The following is a 14,219-nucleotide window of genomic DNA, read 5'->3' as shown; positions in this document are numbered from 1 at the left end:
CCGGCGTCAGGCGTGGGCCAGTTCGACCTGCACCACATCGGTGTGGTCGGTTTCGAACGCGGCGGCGCAAAGCCCCAGATAGAAGCGCCAGTTGCGCAGGAACGGGTCGGAATAGCCCAGGGCGCGGATGCGACGCGTTTCGGCGACAAGCGATTGATCCCAGTGCCGCAGGGTGCGCGCGTAGTGGCGGCCAAAGGCAAAGCTGTCGCGCACCTCCAGCCCGACCTTTCGTGCCTGATCGGCGATCAGCCCGTCGCTTAGCAGCATCCCGCCCGGAAAGGTGTATTGGCGAATGTAATCGCTGCCGTGACGGTAGGTTTCGAAATAGGGGTCGGGCACGGTAATCGCCTGGATCATCGCCCGCCCGCCCTGGGCCAGACGGTCGCGGATGGTGCGGAAATAGGCGGGCAGATAGGCCATGCCGACGGCTTCGATCATCTCGATCGAGACGATGTTGTCGAAAGTGCCGGTGGTGGCGCGGTAATCCTGCATGCGGATGTCGGCGCGGCCATCGAGGCGTGCATCGGCATAGCCCTTTTGATTGGCCGAGATCGTCAGCCCGGTGACAAACCGCCCCTGATCGGCAGCGCGCTCGGCGAACCCGCCCCAGCCGCAGCCGATTTCCAGAATGCGCTCGCCCGGGGCGAGATGGTCAAGAATGCGGTCATATTTGCGGTGCTGGGCGCGCATCAAGTCGTTGTCGCCCGTGTCGAACAGGGCCGAGGAATAGGTCATCGAGGGGTCAAGCCAGAGCTGGTAGAACTCGTTCCCGACATCGTAATGGGCGCGGATGTTGCGCGCGGCGCCGCGGCGCGAATTGGCCCGCAGCACGCAATCGACCACGCGGTATTTGAGCGTGTTCCACCAGCTGGCATAGGCGTAATCGCGGAAATTGCCCATGTTCAGAATGGCGATCTGCACAAGGTTGTCGATTGAATCGGTGTCCCACAGCCCGGCCACATAGGTTTCGCCCAGCCCGATATCGCCGCGCGCGGCCAGGGCGGTAACGACGGACCAGTCATGCAGGTGCATCTCGGCCTCGGGGTGTCCTTTGCCGAAATGGTGCACCTCGCCTTCGGGGGTGATCAGGCGCAAACTGCCCTGCTCGATCCCCGCGCAGGTCGCCAGGAAATCGCGTTTCACGCGCTCGCTAAGATAGGCCATCACGATACCTCCTCGGATGGTGGGGCCGGTCTTGTGCGATAGGTCGCTCCTTTTATTCTAAGCCTAAAGGCCTGCCAGTAAATAAGGAAAATCGTGCGCGCCGCGCCTGCGGGGCGGCGGGCGAGGGCAGAGAGGATGCTGCGATTGGTCAGCGGGCGGCGCGGGCCCGACAGGGTGGCGATCACGCCGTGGGGGCCGTTCTTATGCGCGATACGGATGCGGATATGGTCAGGCGTCAGCCCGAAATTGAACGCATATGTGCCCGAGACCTGCTGAAACGGCGAGACGTGAAAGACCTTTTCGGCCTCGACCCGGTCGTCATAGGTGAGAGGGGCAAAGTCGGGTTTGTGGCACAGGTAACTGTGCCGGTCGCCAAAGGTGTTGTTGACCTCGGCGATCACCGCGATCAGGGCGTCGTCACGCATGGCCAGCCAGAAACTGACCGGGTTGAAGATATAGCCCAAGATGCTGGGTTGGGTCAGCAGGCGCAGGTCATAGTCGCTGCTTAGCCCGGCGCGCGACAGAACCTCGTGCGCCCATGCCGCGCCGCGCCCCTTGTCGCGCGGGCCGCCGTGGTGGCGGTCATGCACGGCGGTCAGGTTGAAACGGTTGCGCGAAAACAGCGCGGGGCCGGTCGGGGCATCGGGGTCGATCAGCACGTAATCGACGCCATAGCGAAAGCTGTTGGCGATGGCGCCAAGGCGCGAGTGCACGGTGTGGCCGGCGATATGTTCGGGCCGGGTCATGCGAACAGCCTATCCATTTTACGCGCCACGCGCACGGCGCTGGCGAAACCGTCTTCGTGAAAGCCGTGGCGGGTATAGGCGCCGGCGAACCAGGTGTTGTTGTCGCCCTGGATCTCGTGCAGGCGGGTCTGGGCCTGCAACGCGGCGTGATCAAAGACCGGGTGGCGAAAGGTTTTGCGGTCATAGATCATCTCGTCGGGGATGGGGTCGGCGGCATTCAGCGTGACGAAAAGCGGGTCATCCTCGGGGATATTCTGCAGCCGGTTCATCCAGTAGGTGACGCCGATCCCGGCATTGGGGCGATCGTGATGCGCCTTATAGACCCAGGACGACCAGCAGGCGCGCCGGCGCGGCATCTGCCGGATGTCGCGGTGCAGGGTCATGTGGTTGTCTTGATAGCGCATGGCCGACAGGGCTGTGGTTTCCTGTCGGGTGGGGCGGTCAAGCAGGGCCAGGGCCTGGTCGCTGTGGCAGGCCATGATGACATGGTCATGGGTCTGGGCCGGCTGACCGGTGGCATGGACCGTGCATTCGATACCGTCGCGCGTGACGGCCCGCACGGGGGTGCCCTTGTGCAGGGTGACGCCGCGCAGACGCAGCTGGGTTTCCAGTCGGCGCATATATTCGACGCTGCCGCCCGAAACCGTCCACCACTGGTGCTGACCCTTGTGCGACAACAGCGCGTGGTTGCGAAAGAACTGCACCAGGCTGCGGGCGGGGAAGGCGCCGATCTGGTCAGCGGGGGTCGACCAGATGGCGCCGCAGATGGGTCGCAGGTAGTAATCCTCGAACCATCGCCCCAGCCGCAGCTCGCGCAAGAGCTCGGCTATGGTCAGGCTGTCGTCGCGGGCGGCGGCCTCGGCAGAGGCGTTGAACCGCAGGATATCGCGCACCAGCCGCGCAAAGGCCGGGCGCAGCAGGTTGCGGCGCTGGCCGATCAGCGCGCCCAGATCGCGCAGCCCATATTCGATCGCCCCGTCATTGATCGAGGCGCCAAAGGACATGTCGCTGCGTTCGACCGGCACGTCGAGATCGCGGAACATTCGCGTCAGGTGCGGGTAGTTGGCATAGTTGAAAACGATGAACCCGGTATCGACCGGCTGATCGCCGCGCAGCCCGGCGGTGATGGTGCGGGCGTGGCCGCCCAGACGCGGCGCGGCCTCATAGAGGGTGACGCTGTGCTGCGGAGCAAGCAGATAGGCCGCTGCCATGCCCGAAATGCCGCCGCCGATGATGGCGATGCGTTGGGGCTTCATCGGGCGGGCATCGAACGACATGCGAAATCCTTTTGCGTTTTATAGGCTTACGCGGGCGGAGGCGCGGCGGATCAAATTTTGATCCGGATTTCTTTTGCGCCCGTATCCCCGTTATGCTGGAGTTGAGCGACACCATCGAACGGGCCCCTGACGGGGCGGACACATCCGCAGGGGTGGTGGCCGGCATGGCCCTCAAGCGCAGGACTCTGAGCGTGGACAAGACGACCGATCAGACGACGCCCACCCGGCAGACCGAATGGATGCTGGCCGTGCGCGACCGGCGCGACAAGCAGGCCTTTGCGCAGCTGTTTGATTTCTACGCGCCGCGGATCAAGGCGATGGCCTTGCGCACCGGGATGAGCGGGGCCGAGGCCGAAGATATCGTGCAAGAGGTCTTGCTGACCGCTTGGCGCAAGGCAGCGCAGTTCGATCCGGCCCGCGCGCAGGTATCCAGCTGGATCTACCAGATCGCCCGTAACCGGCAGGTAGACCTGGTGCGCAAGGAACGCCGCCCCGTGCCCGAGGCCCTGACCCTGCCGGAAGAGGACGAGGGTGATGCCGGGCAGATGCTGGCGCTGACGCAAGAGGCCGACAAGCTGCGCCAAGCCCTAAGCGCGCTGGCGCCCGATCAGCGCGAGATGGTCGAAAAGGCCTATCTGGGTGAGCTGAGCCATACCGAGATTCAGGCCCAGACCGGCCTGCCGCTGGGAACGATAAAATCACGCATCCGCCTGGGGTTAGAGCGGCTGCGGCACGAGTTGAAAGAACTGAGATGAACACGATCCGTCATCATATCTCGCAGCCATTGCTGGCGGCCTATGCATCGGGGGCGCTGCCGCATCCCTTTGCGCTGGTGGTCGCGGCGCATGTGTCGATGTGCGACGACTGCCGCGCCCGGCTAGAGGCCGAACAGGCCGCCGGTGGCGTAGTGCTTGAGGCGCTTGAATGTGCCGATCTGTCGGGCGGGCTGAAGGCGTCGGTGCTGACCCTGTTGGACGACGATCCGGCCCCGGCCCGGGCTGAGCCGCGCGCCATCGGCCCCTATCCGGCGCCGGTGATCGAGGCGCTGGGCGGCCAGCCGCCGCGCTGGCGCGCGCTGGGGCTGGGCACCCGTCAGCGCATCATCCATGCCAGCGATGCGGGCACGGTGCGGCTGCTGCACATTCCCGCAGGGCAGGCGGTGCCCGATCATGGCCATAACGGGCTAGAGATGACCCTGGTGCTGCAAGGCAGCTTTAGCGATGATTGCGGCACGTTCGGCGTGGGCGATGTCGAGATCGCCGACCAGGATCTGGAACACACCCCCGTCGCGGGCAAGGGCATGCCCTGCATCTGCCTTGCCGCCACCGACGCGCCGCTGAAGTTCAACAGCCTGCTGCCGCGGATGTTGCAGCCGATCCTGCGAATCTGACCGGGCCTTGTCGCGCGGCCTGGCGGCTGATTTCCCCTGAAAACACGGAAAAAAGCGCTTGAGATCACGGCGGTTTGATGGTTGGGCGGGGCTGTTTCGTGACCCGCATTAAGACGGCTGTGCCGAATTCGCACCTGCAAAAGGAGTGGGTGGCGGTAAATGGCGCCTGAATGGGAAAAAGTTCCGGTAAACCGGATTTGCTGGCCGAAATCCTTCTTATTGGTTTCGAAATATAGCGTAAAACCGGGAAAATCGACTATATTCTGCACATGCATCAATGAGGCGTGTGATGAAACATTTTCCGATTTTCCTGTCGGTCAGCGACAAGCGTATCGTGGTTGTTGGTGGCGGTGACGCCGCCGTGGCCAAGCTGCGCCTGCTGCTCAAGACCGAGGCGCGGATCTTTGTCTACGCCGAAACCCCCGCCGCCGAGATCGCAGGCTGGGCCGATGCCGGCCGCCTGACCCTGCTGCGCCGCGAGATTGCAGCCGGCGACGTGGTGGGCGCGGCGCTGCTTTATGCCGCGCAAGAGGATGCGCTGCTGGATGCCCATGTGGCCTGGCTGGGCCGCGAGGCGGGCGTGCTGGTGAATATCGTCGACAATCTGGATGACAGCGCCTTTATCACCCCCGCGATCGTCGATCGTGACCCGGTGACCGTCGCCATCGGCACCGAGGGCGCGGCCCCCGTGCTGGCCCGCGCGATCAAGGCCGACCTCGAAGAGCGCCTGTCGCCGCGTCTGGGCCTGCTGGCGCGGATCGGCAAAGGCTTTCGCCCGCTGGCCGAACGTCTGCCCGCCGGGCGCAAGCGCCGTGAATTCTGGGCCGACTACTATTTCAACGCCGGGCCGCGCGCCGCTGAAGAGCTGGGCGAAGAGGCTTTGCCCGAGGCGCTGAGCGATCTGCTGGCCAAGCATCGCGCGGCGGGGCAGGGCGTGGGCCATGTCGATCTGGTGGGCGCCGGGCCGGGCGACCCGGAACTGCTGACGCTGAAGGCGCGCAAGGCGCTGGACCGCGCCGATGTGGTGATCCACGACCGTCTGGCCGCCCCCGAGATCCTGGAACTGGCCCGCCGCGAGGCGCTGATCATCGACGCCGGCAAGACCGGGTTCGGCCCCTCGACCCCGCAAGAGGACATCAACGCCCTGATGATCGAACATGCCCGCAACGGCGCGCATGTGGTGCGGCTGAAAGCCGGCGATCCGGGTGTGTTCGGTCGCCTGGACGAGGAACTGGACGCGCTGACCGAGGCCGGGATCAGCTGGCGCATCGTGCCGGGCATCACCGCCGCCTCGGCCGCCGTGGCGCAGATTGGCCAGTCGCTGACCAAGCGCGGCCGCAACGGCGCGGTGCGCCTGCTGACCGGCCATGACATCAAGGGCTTTGCCGAACAGGATTGGCGCAGCCTGGCCCGCGAGGGCGAAGTGGCCGCGATTTACATGGGCAAGCGCAGCGCGCGGTTTTTGCAGGGTCGCCTGATGATGCATGGCGCCGATCCGCTGACCCAGATCACCGTGGTTGAAAATGCCTCGCGCGCCGACAGCCGGGTCATCGCCACCACGCTAAGCGATCTGCCCGCCGATATCGACGGGGTTGATGGCCCCGCCGTGATCCTGCTGGGCCTGGCGCCGCGCGCCGCCCTGCAAGCCGCAAATGAACTCGTACAATCCAGGGAGCTGGCGCTATGAGCCGTCGTTTCACCCCCAAAGTCGTGACCGCCAATGACCTGATCGAGGGCGATGCCGTTTGGCTGAGTGCCGATGATCGCTGGGTGCGCCAGATGTGCGAGGCCGAGCTGATCGAGGATGCCGAGCGCGCCGAGGCGCGGCTAAAGCTGGCCGAGGGGCAGGGCGATATCGTCGTCGGCGCCTATCTGGCCGATGCCCAGGCCGGCGAAAACGGCCCCGAGCCGACCCATTTTCGCGAAACGTTCCGCACGCGCGGCCCGTCGAACTATGCCCACGGCAAACAGGTGGAGGCAGCATAATGTATAAATATAACGACTTCGACGAAGCCTTTGTGCGCGAGCGCGTGGCCCAGTTTTCCGGCCAGGTGGCGCGCCGCATCGACGGTTCGCTGTCCGAGGATGAATTCCGCCCGTTGCGCCTGATGAATGGCCTGTATCTGCAGCTGCACGCCTATATGCTGCGCGTGGCGGTGCCCTATGGCACGCTGAACAGCCGCCAGATGCGCCAGTTCGCCCATATCGCCGATACCTATGACAAGGGCTATGGCCATTTCACCACGCGCCAGAACATCCAGTTCAACTGGCCCAAGCTGCGCGACGTGCCGGCCATTCTGTCGGATCTGGCCGATGTCGAGATGCACGCCATCCAGACCAGCGGCAACACCATCCGCAACGTGACCTCGGACCATTTCGCCGGTGCCGCCGCCGACGAGATCGAAGACCCGCGCCCCTATGCCGAGCTGATCCGCCAGTGGTCGACCGACCACCCGGAATTCCAGTTCCTGCCGCGCAAGTTCAAGGTCGCAATCACCGGCGCGCCCAATGACCGTGCCGTGGTCAAGGCCCATGACATCGGTCTGCGCATCGTGCGTAATGACGCCGGTCAGGTCGGGTTCGAGGTGATCGTGGGTGGCGGTCTGGGCCGCACGCCGATGGTCGGCAAGGTCATCCGCGACTTCCTGCCCAAGGAAGACCTGCTGCCCTATCTCGAGGCGATCGTCAGCGTCTATAACCTGCTGGGCCGTCGCGACAACAAATACAAGGCGCGCATCAAGATCACCGTGCATGAGAACGGGATCGAGACCGTGCGCGATCTGGTCGAGGCCGAGTTCATTCAGCGCCGCGAGCTGTTCAACGGCGCCGATCAGGCCCTGCTGGCCGAGATCGAGCCGGCCTTTGCCCAGCCCGATTACATCACCGCCGACTCGCAGGGCTTTGACGATTTCTACAAGGCCGACCCGGTGTTCCGCTCGTGGGTCGATACCAACCTGACCGAGCACCGCCAGCCGGGCTATGCGATCGTGACGATCTCGCTCAAGGCGCATGGCGCGACGCCGGGGGATGCCACCAGCGAACAGATGCGCGTGATGGCCGATCTGGCGCAGGAATTCGGCCATGACGAACTGCGCGTCAGCCATGAGCAGAACATCGTGCTGCCGCATGTGCACAAGGCGCATCTGCCCGCCATTCACGCCCGTCTGGCCGCCGTCGGCTTGGCCACGGCTAATGTGGGGCTGGTGTCCGACATCATCGCCTGCCCCGGTATGGATTACTGCGCGCTGGCCACGGCGCGGTCGATTCCGATTGCCCAGCAGATCGCCGAACGTTTCGACGAGCTGAAGCTGGAACACGAGGTCGGGCCGCTGAAGCTGAAGATCTCGGGCTGCATCAACGCCTGCGGGCATCACCATGTCGGCCATATCGGCATTCTGGGCCTGGATCGCGCCGGGGTGGAAAACTATCAGATCACCCTGGGCGGTGACGCGACCGAGAACGCGGCCATCGGCGAACGCGCCGGGCCGGGCTTTTCGGCCGATGCGATCGTGCCTGCGATCGAACGCCTAGTGCTGGCCTATCTCGAGCTGCGCGAGGGGCCGCAAGAAACCTTTATTGACGCCTATCGTCGCCTGGGCGCCGAGCCGTTCAAGGCCGCGCTTTACCCCGACGAGGCCGGAGGCCGGAAACATGCTGCCTGATCTGACCACGGCCACCGTCGATGACCGGGTGGCCTATCTGAACCAGCGCTACAAGCACCACGCCGCGCAGGCGGTGCTGGAACGCGCGCTGAGCGACGAGGCCGTCGGCCGCATCGCCCTGGTGTCGTCCTTCGGGGCGGAATCGGTGGTGCTGTTGCACATGATCTCGCTTTATGACCGCGCGACGCCGGTGCTGTTCATCGACACGCAGATGCTGTTCGAGGAAACCATGGCCTATCAGGCCGATGTGGCGCAGCAGCTGGGCCTGACCGACGTGCGCACCATCCGCGCCCGCCCCGAGGCCGTGGCCGCCCATGATCCCGAGGGCCTGCTGCACAAGACCGACACCGATGCCTGCTGCAACCTGCGCAAGACCGAGCCGCTGGAACGCGCCTTGTCGAATTTCGACGCCTGGATCACCGGCCGCAAGCGGTTCCAGGGCCAGACCCGCGCGGCGCTGGATTTCTTTGAAAACGAGGGCGATTTCCGCATCAAGGTCAATCCGCTGGCCCATTGGACGCCCGAAGACGTGCAGGATTACATGATCAACAACCGCCTGCCGCGGCACCCGTTGATCGCCAAGGGCTATCCGTCGATCGGCTGCGCCCCCTGCACCAGCCCGGTCAAGCCTGGCGAAGACCCGCGCGCGGGCCGCTGGCGCAACCAGGAAAAAGAGGAATGCGGCATCCATTTCATCAACGGCAAGGTCGTGCGCGGCCCGCTGCCCGTCGAGGTAGAGATTGAAGAGGAGAAACCGATGAACGTGATTGTCACCGATCAGGGTTTCGTGAATGACGACTGGGCGCATGGCTTTATCGCCGCGGCCGATCTGGAAACCTCGGCGGCGGATGCGCCGGCCGTCGCGATCGACCTGGCCTCGGATGCCGACCCGACCATCCTGGCCGGGCGCCTCGATGGCGTCGATCTGATCCGCGTCGATTTCCCCAGCTTCTCGGACGGGCGCGGGTTCACCCTGGCGCGGCGTCTGCGGCTGATGGGGTTCAACGGGCGTCTGCGCGCCCGTGGCCATGTGATCGCCGATCAATACACGATGGTGCGACGCTCGGGCTTTGACGAGGTCGAGATCGCCCCCGAACTGGCCAAGCGCCAGCCGTGGGAGCAATGGCAGGCCCGCGCAGCCTGGCAGTCGCATGATTATCAGAACCGCCTGCGCGGCGCCGTCTAAGGCGCCCGGGCCCGTTTGACAGGAATATGGCTATGAATGACACCACCGCCGTGGCCGCCGAAAAGGCGCGCCCCGTTCCCACCCTTCCCGACGCGCAAACCGTGACGTCTGTTCAGCACTGGACGGACCGTCTGTTTTCCTTTCGGGTGACGCGGCCGCAGTCGCTGCGGTTCCGCTCGGGCGAGTTCGTGATGATCGGCCTGATGGGCGACCCCGATCCCAAGACCGGCAAGCAAAAGCCCATTCTGCGCGCCTATTCCATCGCCTCGCCCAGCTGGGACGAAGAGCTGGAATTCTACTCGATCAAGGTGCCCGACGGCCCGCTGACCAGCCGCCTGCAACATATCGAGGTGGGCGACCAGATCATCCTGCGGCCCAAGCCCGTGGGCACGCTGGTGCTGGATGCGCTCTTGCCCGGCAAGCGGCTGTGGATGTTCGCCACCGGCACCGGCATCGCGCCCTTTGCCTCGCTGCTGCGCGACCCCGACACCTATGAGCGCTACGACGAGGTCGTGGTCATGCATACCTGCCGCGAGGTCGGTGAGCTGGAATACGGCCGGCAGCTGGTCGAGGGCCTGGCCGAGGACCCGCTGATCGGAGAGCTGGTGGGCGACAAGGTGCGCTATTACCCGACCACCACCCGCGAACAGAGCCCGCGCATGGGCCGGATCACCGACAACCTGACCTCGGGCAAGGTGTTCGCCGACCTGGGCCTGCCCCCGATGGACCCCGAGCACGACCGCGGTATGGTCTGCGGATCGCTGGCCTTCAACAAGGACATCATGGCGATTCTGGAAGGCTTCGGCCTGCGCGAAGGCGCCAACTCGGAACCCGCCGAGTTCGTCGTTGAAAAGGCGTTCGTGGGGTAGGGCCGCCGCCTCATCCGAGATGCAAGGCCGGGCAGAGATGCCCGGCTTTTTCGTATCTCTTGTCTGGCCATGCCCGCGATGCTACATGCGCCTTATGCCCCTATAGCTCAGCTGGTAGAGCATCTGATTTGTAATCAGAGGGTCGGGAGTTCGAGTCTCTCTGGGGGCACCATTCTCAGCACCTGATAAAATGCGTGCCCGTCAGCGGCGCGCGCTGGGCAAGCCAGGCATGGCTGTCTCGGGCCACCCGCAGGCCAATTCGATCTCTGCAAGGTCAGGGCGTGGGGATCTACATCATTCTGCCCTGTCGTGTTTTGGCCCTCAGATGCATTCAAAAAACGCGTCGATCGCGGCCCGTGATCCAGATCAGCACCTTGCCGCGCACGGATTCAGCCTGGGCCACACAGGTGCGCGCCGCGCCGGGCAGGTCGCCCAGGCTCATGGTCCATTTCGGCGGATCACGGCGGCCGTCAGCACATCCGTGGGCAGGCAAAGAGCCCGGCCATTTCGCGCAGGCGGCGCACGGTGCGGGTGTGGGTGGCCTGCCATTCCGCAAAGGCCGCATAGGCGTGGCGATTGATGCGGGTGCGTTCGGATGGGGGCAGGCGGGCATAGGCCTGTTGGTCGATCTCGGGAATGAAATGCAGCTTAACACGCAGAAAGTTGGCCGCGCAGCGGGTCGAGTCATCTGGTGACAGGATGGCGAGGCGGGCCATCTCGTTGCATTCATAGTGTTGCATCACGGTGGTCAGAAAGGCCTGATCGGGCTCTTGCGCCTGAGCCATGCCGGTGGCCACGGTCAAGGCGCAAGCCACGGCGCATTGCTGAATATCCATTGTCCCCTCCCCTGGCCGAACCCGGAGAGACGCGCGCGGTGATCTGTCGAACCGACAGCCGCACAGTTGAAAGGCATATCAAACGCCGCACTAAGCCGGCCAGATAAAACAGTTGAAGTTATCGTATCAGTGTCCTCCCAATGGGCGAGTCGGGTCAAGGGTGGCCCGGATGAGGGACAATGATGTTTCAGACTATCGCGCCGATCTTTGTGCTGGTGGCGGTCGGGTTCGCGGCGGTGCGAACGGGCTATGTGGGGGCCGATACGATCAGGCCGCTGGGCGCGTTCGTCGTGCGTGTCGCGCTGCCGGCGCTGATCATCCGGTCGATCGGAGGGTTGCCGTTCGGCCAGGCGGTGCAGCCGGGTTTCGTGCTGGCCTATGCGGGCGCATCGCTGGCGGTGATGCTGTTGGCGCTGATCGTGACGCGGCGGGTGTTGCGGGGCGGAATGTCCGAGGCGGCGATGGCCGGGCTGGGCGCGGCCACATCGAACACGGGCTTCATGGGCTATCCGATCGGGTCGATGGTGCTGGGCCCGGCGCTGGGTGCGCAGCTGATGGCGCAATGCATGATCGTCGAGATCATGCTGATCATTCCGCTGGCGATGGTGATTTCAGACGTGGCGCGCGGCGGGCGCGGGCGTGTGGTGGGGCAGGTGCTGGCCAGCCTTTTGCGCAACCCGATCCTTGCGGCCCTGGCGGTGGCTCTGCTGATCTCGGGCTCGGGGGCGACTGTGCCGCCGATGCTGGACCGGGTGCTTGGCCTGCTGGCCGGGGTGTCGGCGCCGCTGGCGTTGTTCGTGATCGGCGGCACGCTAGCGGCGCTGCCGTTTCAGGGGCTGGCTGACCGGTTGGGGGTGATCCTGCTGGGCAAGCTGGTGCTGCATCCGCTGTTGGCGATGGGCGCGCTGGCGCTGGTGCCGGGGTTGGACCCGCAGATGCGGGCGGGGGGCGTGCTGTTCGCGGCGATGCCGATGTTCACGATCTACCCGATCTTTGGTCAGCGCGCCGGGGTCGAGATGATGACCGCCTCGGCGCTGGTAGCGGCGACGGCGCTGTCTTTCGTGACGCTTTCGGTGTGGATGGCGCTGATTTTCCCCTGACGCGCGCGGGGCTGTTGACCTAGGCCCAAGGATGCGCCTTGCTGCGCGCAAACACCAACGGGCACGCTGCCCGGATCGACAGGAGGCAGGGTTGAAGATCACCACTGTAAAGACACAGCCGATCGACGGGCAGAAACCGGGCACGTCGGGCCTGCGCAAGAAAACCCGGCAGTTCATGCAGCCGCATTACCTCGAGAATTTCATCCAGAGCATCTGGAACGGGATCGGTGGTGTGCATGACAAGGTCTTGGTTCTGGGGGGCGACGGGCGCTATTTCAATGATCGCGCGGCGCAGGTGGTTTTGCGGATGGCGGCGGCCAGCGGTGCGGCCCGCGTGATCGTGGGGCAGGGCGCGCTGTTGTCGACCCCGGCCGCGTCGAACCTGATCCGCCAGCGCCGGGCCGATGGCGGCATCATCCTGTCGGCCAGCCACAACCCCGGCGGGCCGGACGAGGACTTTGGCGTCAAATACAATATCTCGAACGGCGGGCCGGCGCCCGAGGATGTGACCAACCGCATCTTTGCCGCGACGCAAGAGATCAGTGAATACCACATCGTCGAGGCGCAGGATGTCGACCTGTCGCGCCCCGGCAAAACCGCCCTGGCCGGGATGGTGGTCGAGGTGGTCGACCCCGTGGTCGACTATAAGGAACTGATGCAGGGCCTCTTTGACTTTGATGCCATCCGGGCGCTGTTCGCCTCGGGGTTCCAGATGCGGTTCGACGCGATGCATGCGGTGACCGGGCCCTATGCGCGCGCGATCATCGAGGGCGAGCTGGGCGCGCCGGCGGGCAGCGTGATCAACGCCACGCCCAGCCCCGATTTCGGCGGCGGTCATCCCGACCCCAACCCGATCTGGGCCAAGCCGCTGATGGATCTGATGATGGGCGCCGAGGCGCCCGATTTCGGTGCGGCCTCCGATGGCGATGGCGACCGCAACATGATCGTGGGGCGGGGCTGTTACGTCACGCCCTCTGACAGTCTGGCCGTGCTGGCGGCCAATGCCCATATGGCGCCGGGCTATCGGCACGGGCTGAAAGGTATTGCCCGGTCGATGCCGACCTCGGGCGCCGCTGATCGCGTGGCCGAGGCGCTGGGCATCCCCTGTTTTGAAACCCCCACGGGGTGGAAGTTCTTTGGCACGCTTCTGGATGCCGGGCGGGCGACGATCTGTGGCGAGGAAAGCGCTGGCACCGGCAGCGACCACGTGCGCGAGAAAGACGGGCTGTGGGCGGTGCTGCTGTGGCTGAACATTCTGGCCGCCCGCCGGGTCAGCGTGGCCAGTCTGATAGCCGAGCACTGGGCCCGCTTTGGCCGCAACTATTATAGCCGCCATGATTACGAAGGTATCGACAGCACTGCGGCGACCAGGTTGATGGATGACCTGCGGGCGCGTCTGCCCGATCTGCCGGGGCAGGTGGTGGCCGGCATGACGGTGAGCGGCGCGGATGAATTTGCCTATGACGACCCGGTCGATGGCTCGCACACGGGCGGGCAGGGCATTCGCATCGGGTTCGATGGCGGCGGGCGCGCTGTGTTCCGCCTGTCGGGCACCGGCACCCAGGGCGCCACGCTGCGGGTCTATCTGGAACGCTATGAAAGCGATGCGGCGCGGTTGGGTATGGAATCGCAAGAGGCCTTGGCCGGAATCATCGCCGCAGCGGGTGAACTGGCCGGGATTCGAGCCCGAACCGGCCGCGAGTCGCCGGATGTAATTACCTGAATCGGGGGGCGAGTCGGGTTTTCCGGGGGCATGCCGGGGTGTTGATGCGGGGCAAGGCCGTTACCGCCCGCGCCGCGATGCAGCGAAACGCCTGAAAATAAGGGGTCCGCAGATATTTTCGCATTTTTCTGCGGAATTCCTTCAAAAAGCTCTTGCGGCCTGTCGGCTCAATCCGTAAATACCCCTTCACCGGCGGCGCTGAGGCGCGGTTGGGACGCCAGCCTGGCGGTTCGGGAACGGATCTTAGGGCTAGCGGGACGGAAAAT

The 14,219-nt window shown here is 65.0% G+C and carries 13 protein-coding genes, 1 tRNA gene and 1 pseudogene; 11 read left to right on the top strand and 4 right to left on the bottom strand.

Annotated features, from left to right (window positions below; translation table 11 throughout):
• Positions 1 to 6: 6 nt before the first annotated feature.
• From OE856_RS12150 to OE856_RS12140, 3 genes are read right to left on the bottom strand one after another with little or no spacing between them, the layout of a single operon-like run.
• Positions 7 to 1,164, bottom strand: coding sequence for an SAM-dependent methyltransferase (locus tag OE856_RS12150; RefSeq protein WP_263716399.1), 1,158 nt, complete (start codon positions 1,162 to 1,164; stop codon positions 7 to 9).
• Positions 1,164 to 1,910, bottom strand: a complete 747-nt coding sequence (locus tag OE856_RS12145; RefSeq protein WP_263716398.1) for a DUF1365 domain-containing protein — start codon at positions 1,908 to 1,910, stop codon at positions 1,164 to 1,166. The genes OE856_RS12150 and OE856_RS12145 overlap by 1 nt, the downstream gene beginning before the upstream one ends.
• Complete coding sequence (locus OE856_RS12140) at positions 1,907 to 3,187, bottom strand: NAD(P)/FAD-dependent oxidoreductase (protein ID WP_263716397.1); 1,281 nt, start codon at positions 3,185 to 3,187, stop codon at positions 1,907 to 1,909. The genes OE856_RS12145 and OE856_RS12140 overlap by 4 nt, the downstream gene beginning before the upstream one ends.
• Positions 3,188 to 3,426: 239 nt before the next feature.
• Here OE856_RS12140 and OE856_RS12135 point away from each other — a divergent pair, with 239 nt between their 5' ends.
• From OE856_RS12135 to OE856_RS12095, 9 genes and pseudogenes are all read left to right on the top strand, one after another.
• Entirely contained in the window at positions 3,427 to 3,942 is a 516-nt protein-coding gene (locus OE856_RS12135; RefSeq protein ID WP_263716505.1) for a sigma-70 family RNA polymerase sigma factor, read from the top strand.
• Positions 3,939 to 4,577 (top strand): ChrR family anti-sigma-E factor, encoded by a 639-nt coding sequence (locus OE856_RS12130; RefSeq protein ID WP_263716396.1) that lies wholly within the window; start codon positions 3,939 to 3,941, stop codon positions 4,575 to 4,577. Before OE856_RS12135 ends, OE856_RS12130 begins: the two co-directional genes overlap by 4 nt.
• Positions 4,578 to 4,866: 289 nt before the next feature.
• Positions 4,867 to 6,264, top strand: coding sequence for a siroheme synthase CysG (gene cysG / locus OE856_RS12125; RefSeq protein ID WP_263716395.1), 1,398 nt, complete (start codon positions 4,867 to 4,869; stop codon positions 6,262 to 6,264).
• Positions 6,261 to 6,563, top strand: a complete 303-nt coding sequence (locus tag OE856_RS12120; RefSeq protein WP_263716394.1) for a DUF2849 domain-containing protein — start codon at positions 6,261 to 6,263, stop codon at positions 6,561 to 6,563. Before cysG ends, OE856_RS12120 begins: the two co-directional genes overlap by 4 nt.
• Positions 6,563 to 8,239, top strand: a complete 1,677-nt coding sequence (locus tag OE856_RS12115; RefSeq protein ID WP_263716393.1) for a nitrite/sulfite reductase — start codon at positions 6,563 to 6,565, stop codon at positions 8,237 to 8,239. Before OE856_RS12120 ends, OE856_RS12115 begins: the two co-directional genes overlap by 1 nt.
• A pseudogene (locus OE856_RS12110) lies at positions 8,229 to 8,963 on the top strand (phosphoadenylyl-sulfate reductase); the annotation flags it as partial. The gene OE856_RS12115 and the pseudogene OE856_RS12110, both read left to right, overlap by 11 nt.
• 33 nt (positions 8,964 to 8,996) lie before the next feature.
• Entirely contained in the window at positions 8,997 to 9,425 is a 429-nt protein-coding gene (locus tag OE856_RS12105; RefSeq protein WP_263716504.1) for a DUF934 domain-containing protein, read from the top strand.
• Positions 9,426 to 9,457: 32 nt separating this feature from the next.
• Positions 9,458 to 10,294, top strand: a complete 837-nt coding sequence (locus OE856_RS12100; protein WP_263716392.1) for a ferredoxin--NADP reductase — start codon at positions 9,458 to 9,460, stop codon at positions 10,292 to 10,294.
• A 96-nt stretch (positions 10,295 to 10,390) separates the two neighbouring features.
• Positions 10,391 to 10,466: transfer RNA gene (locus OE856_RS12095), tRNA-Thr, on the top strand.
• A gap of 298 nt (positions 10,467 to 10,764) precedes the next feature.
• Here OE856_RS12095 and OE856_RS12090 read toward each other — a convergent pair.
• Positions 10,765 to 11,130, bottom strand: coding sequence for a hypothetical protein (locus tag OE856_RS12090; RefSeq protein ID WP_263716391.1), 366 nt, complete (start codon positions 11,128 to 11,130; stop codon positions 10,765 to 10,767).
• Positions 11,131 to 11,309: 179 nt separating this feature from the next.
• On the opposite strand from OE856_RS12090, the gene OE856_RS12085 reads away from it, so the two are divergent.
• Together OE856_RS12085 and OE856_RS12080 are read left to right on the top strand one after the other, a co-directional pair.
• Complete coding sequence (locus OE856_RS12085) at positions 11,310 to 12,230, top strand: AEC family transporter (protein WP_263716390.1); 921 nt, start codon at positions 11,310 to 11,312, stop codon at positions 12,228 to 12,230.
• 91 nt (positions 12,231 to 12,321) lie between these two features.
• Entirely contained in the window at positions 12,322 to 13,953 is a 1,632-nt protein-coding gene (locus OE856_RS12080; RefSeq protein ID WP_263716389.1) for an alpha-D-glucose phosphate-specific phosphoglucomutase, read from the top strand.
• Positions 13,954 to 14,219 lie beyond the last annotated feature (266 nt).

Origin of the sequence: Actibacterium sp. XHP0104, assembly GCF_025751515.1 — a bacterium.
Lineage (GTDB): Bacteria > Pseudomonadota > Alphaproteobacteria > Rhodobacterales > Rhodobacteraceae > Actibacterium_D.
Note: the sequence above shows the minus strand (reverse complement) of the source record. Positions and strands in the feature narration are given on the sequence as shown.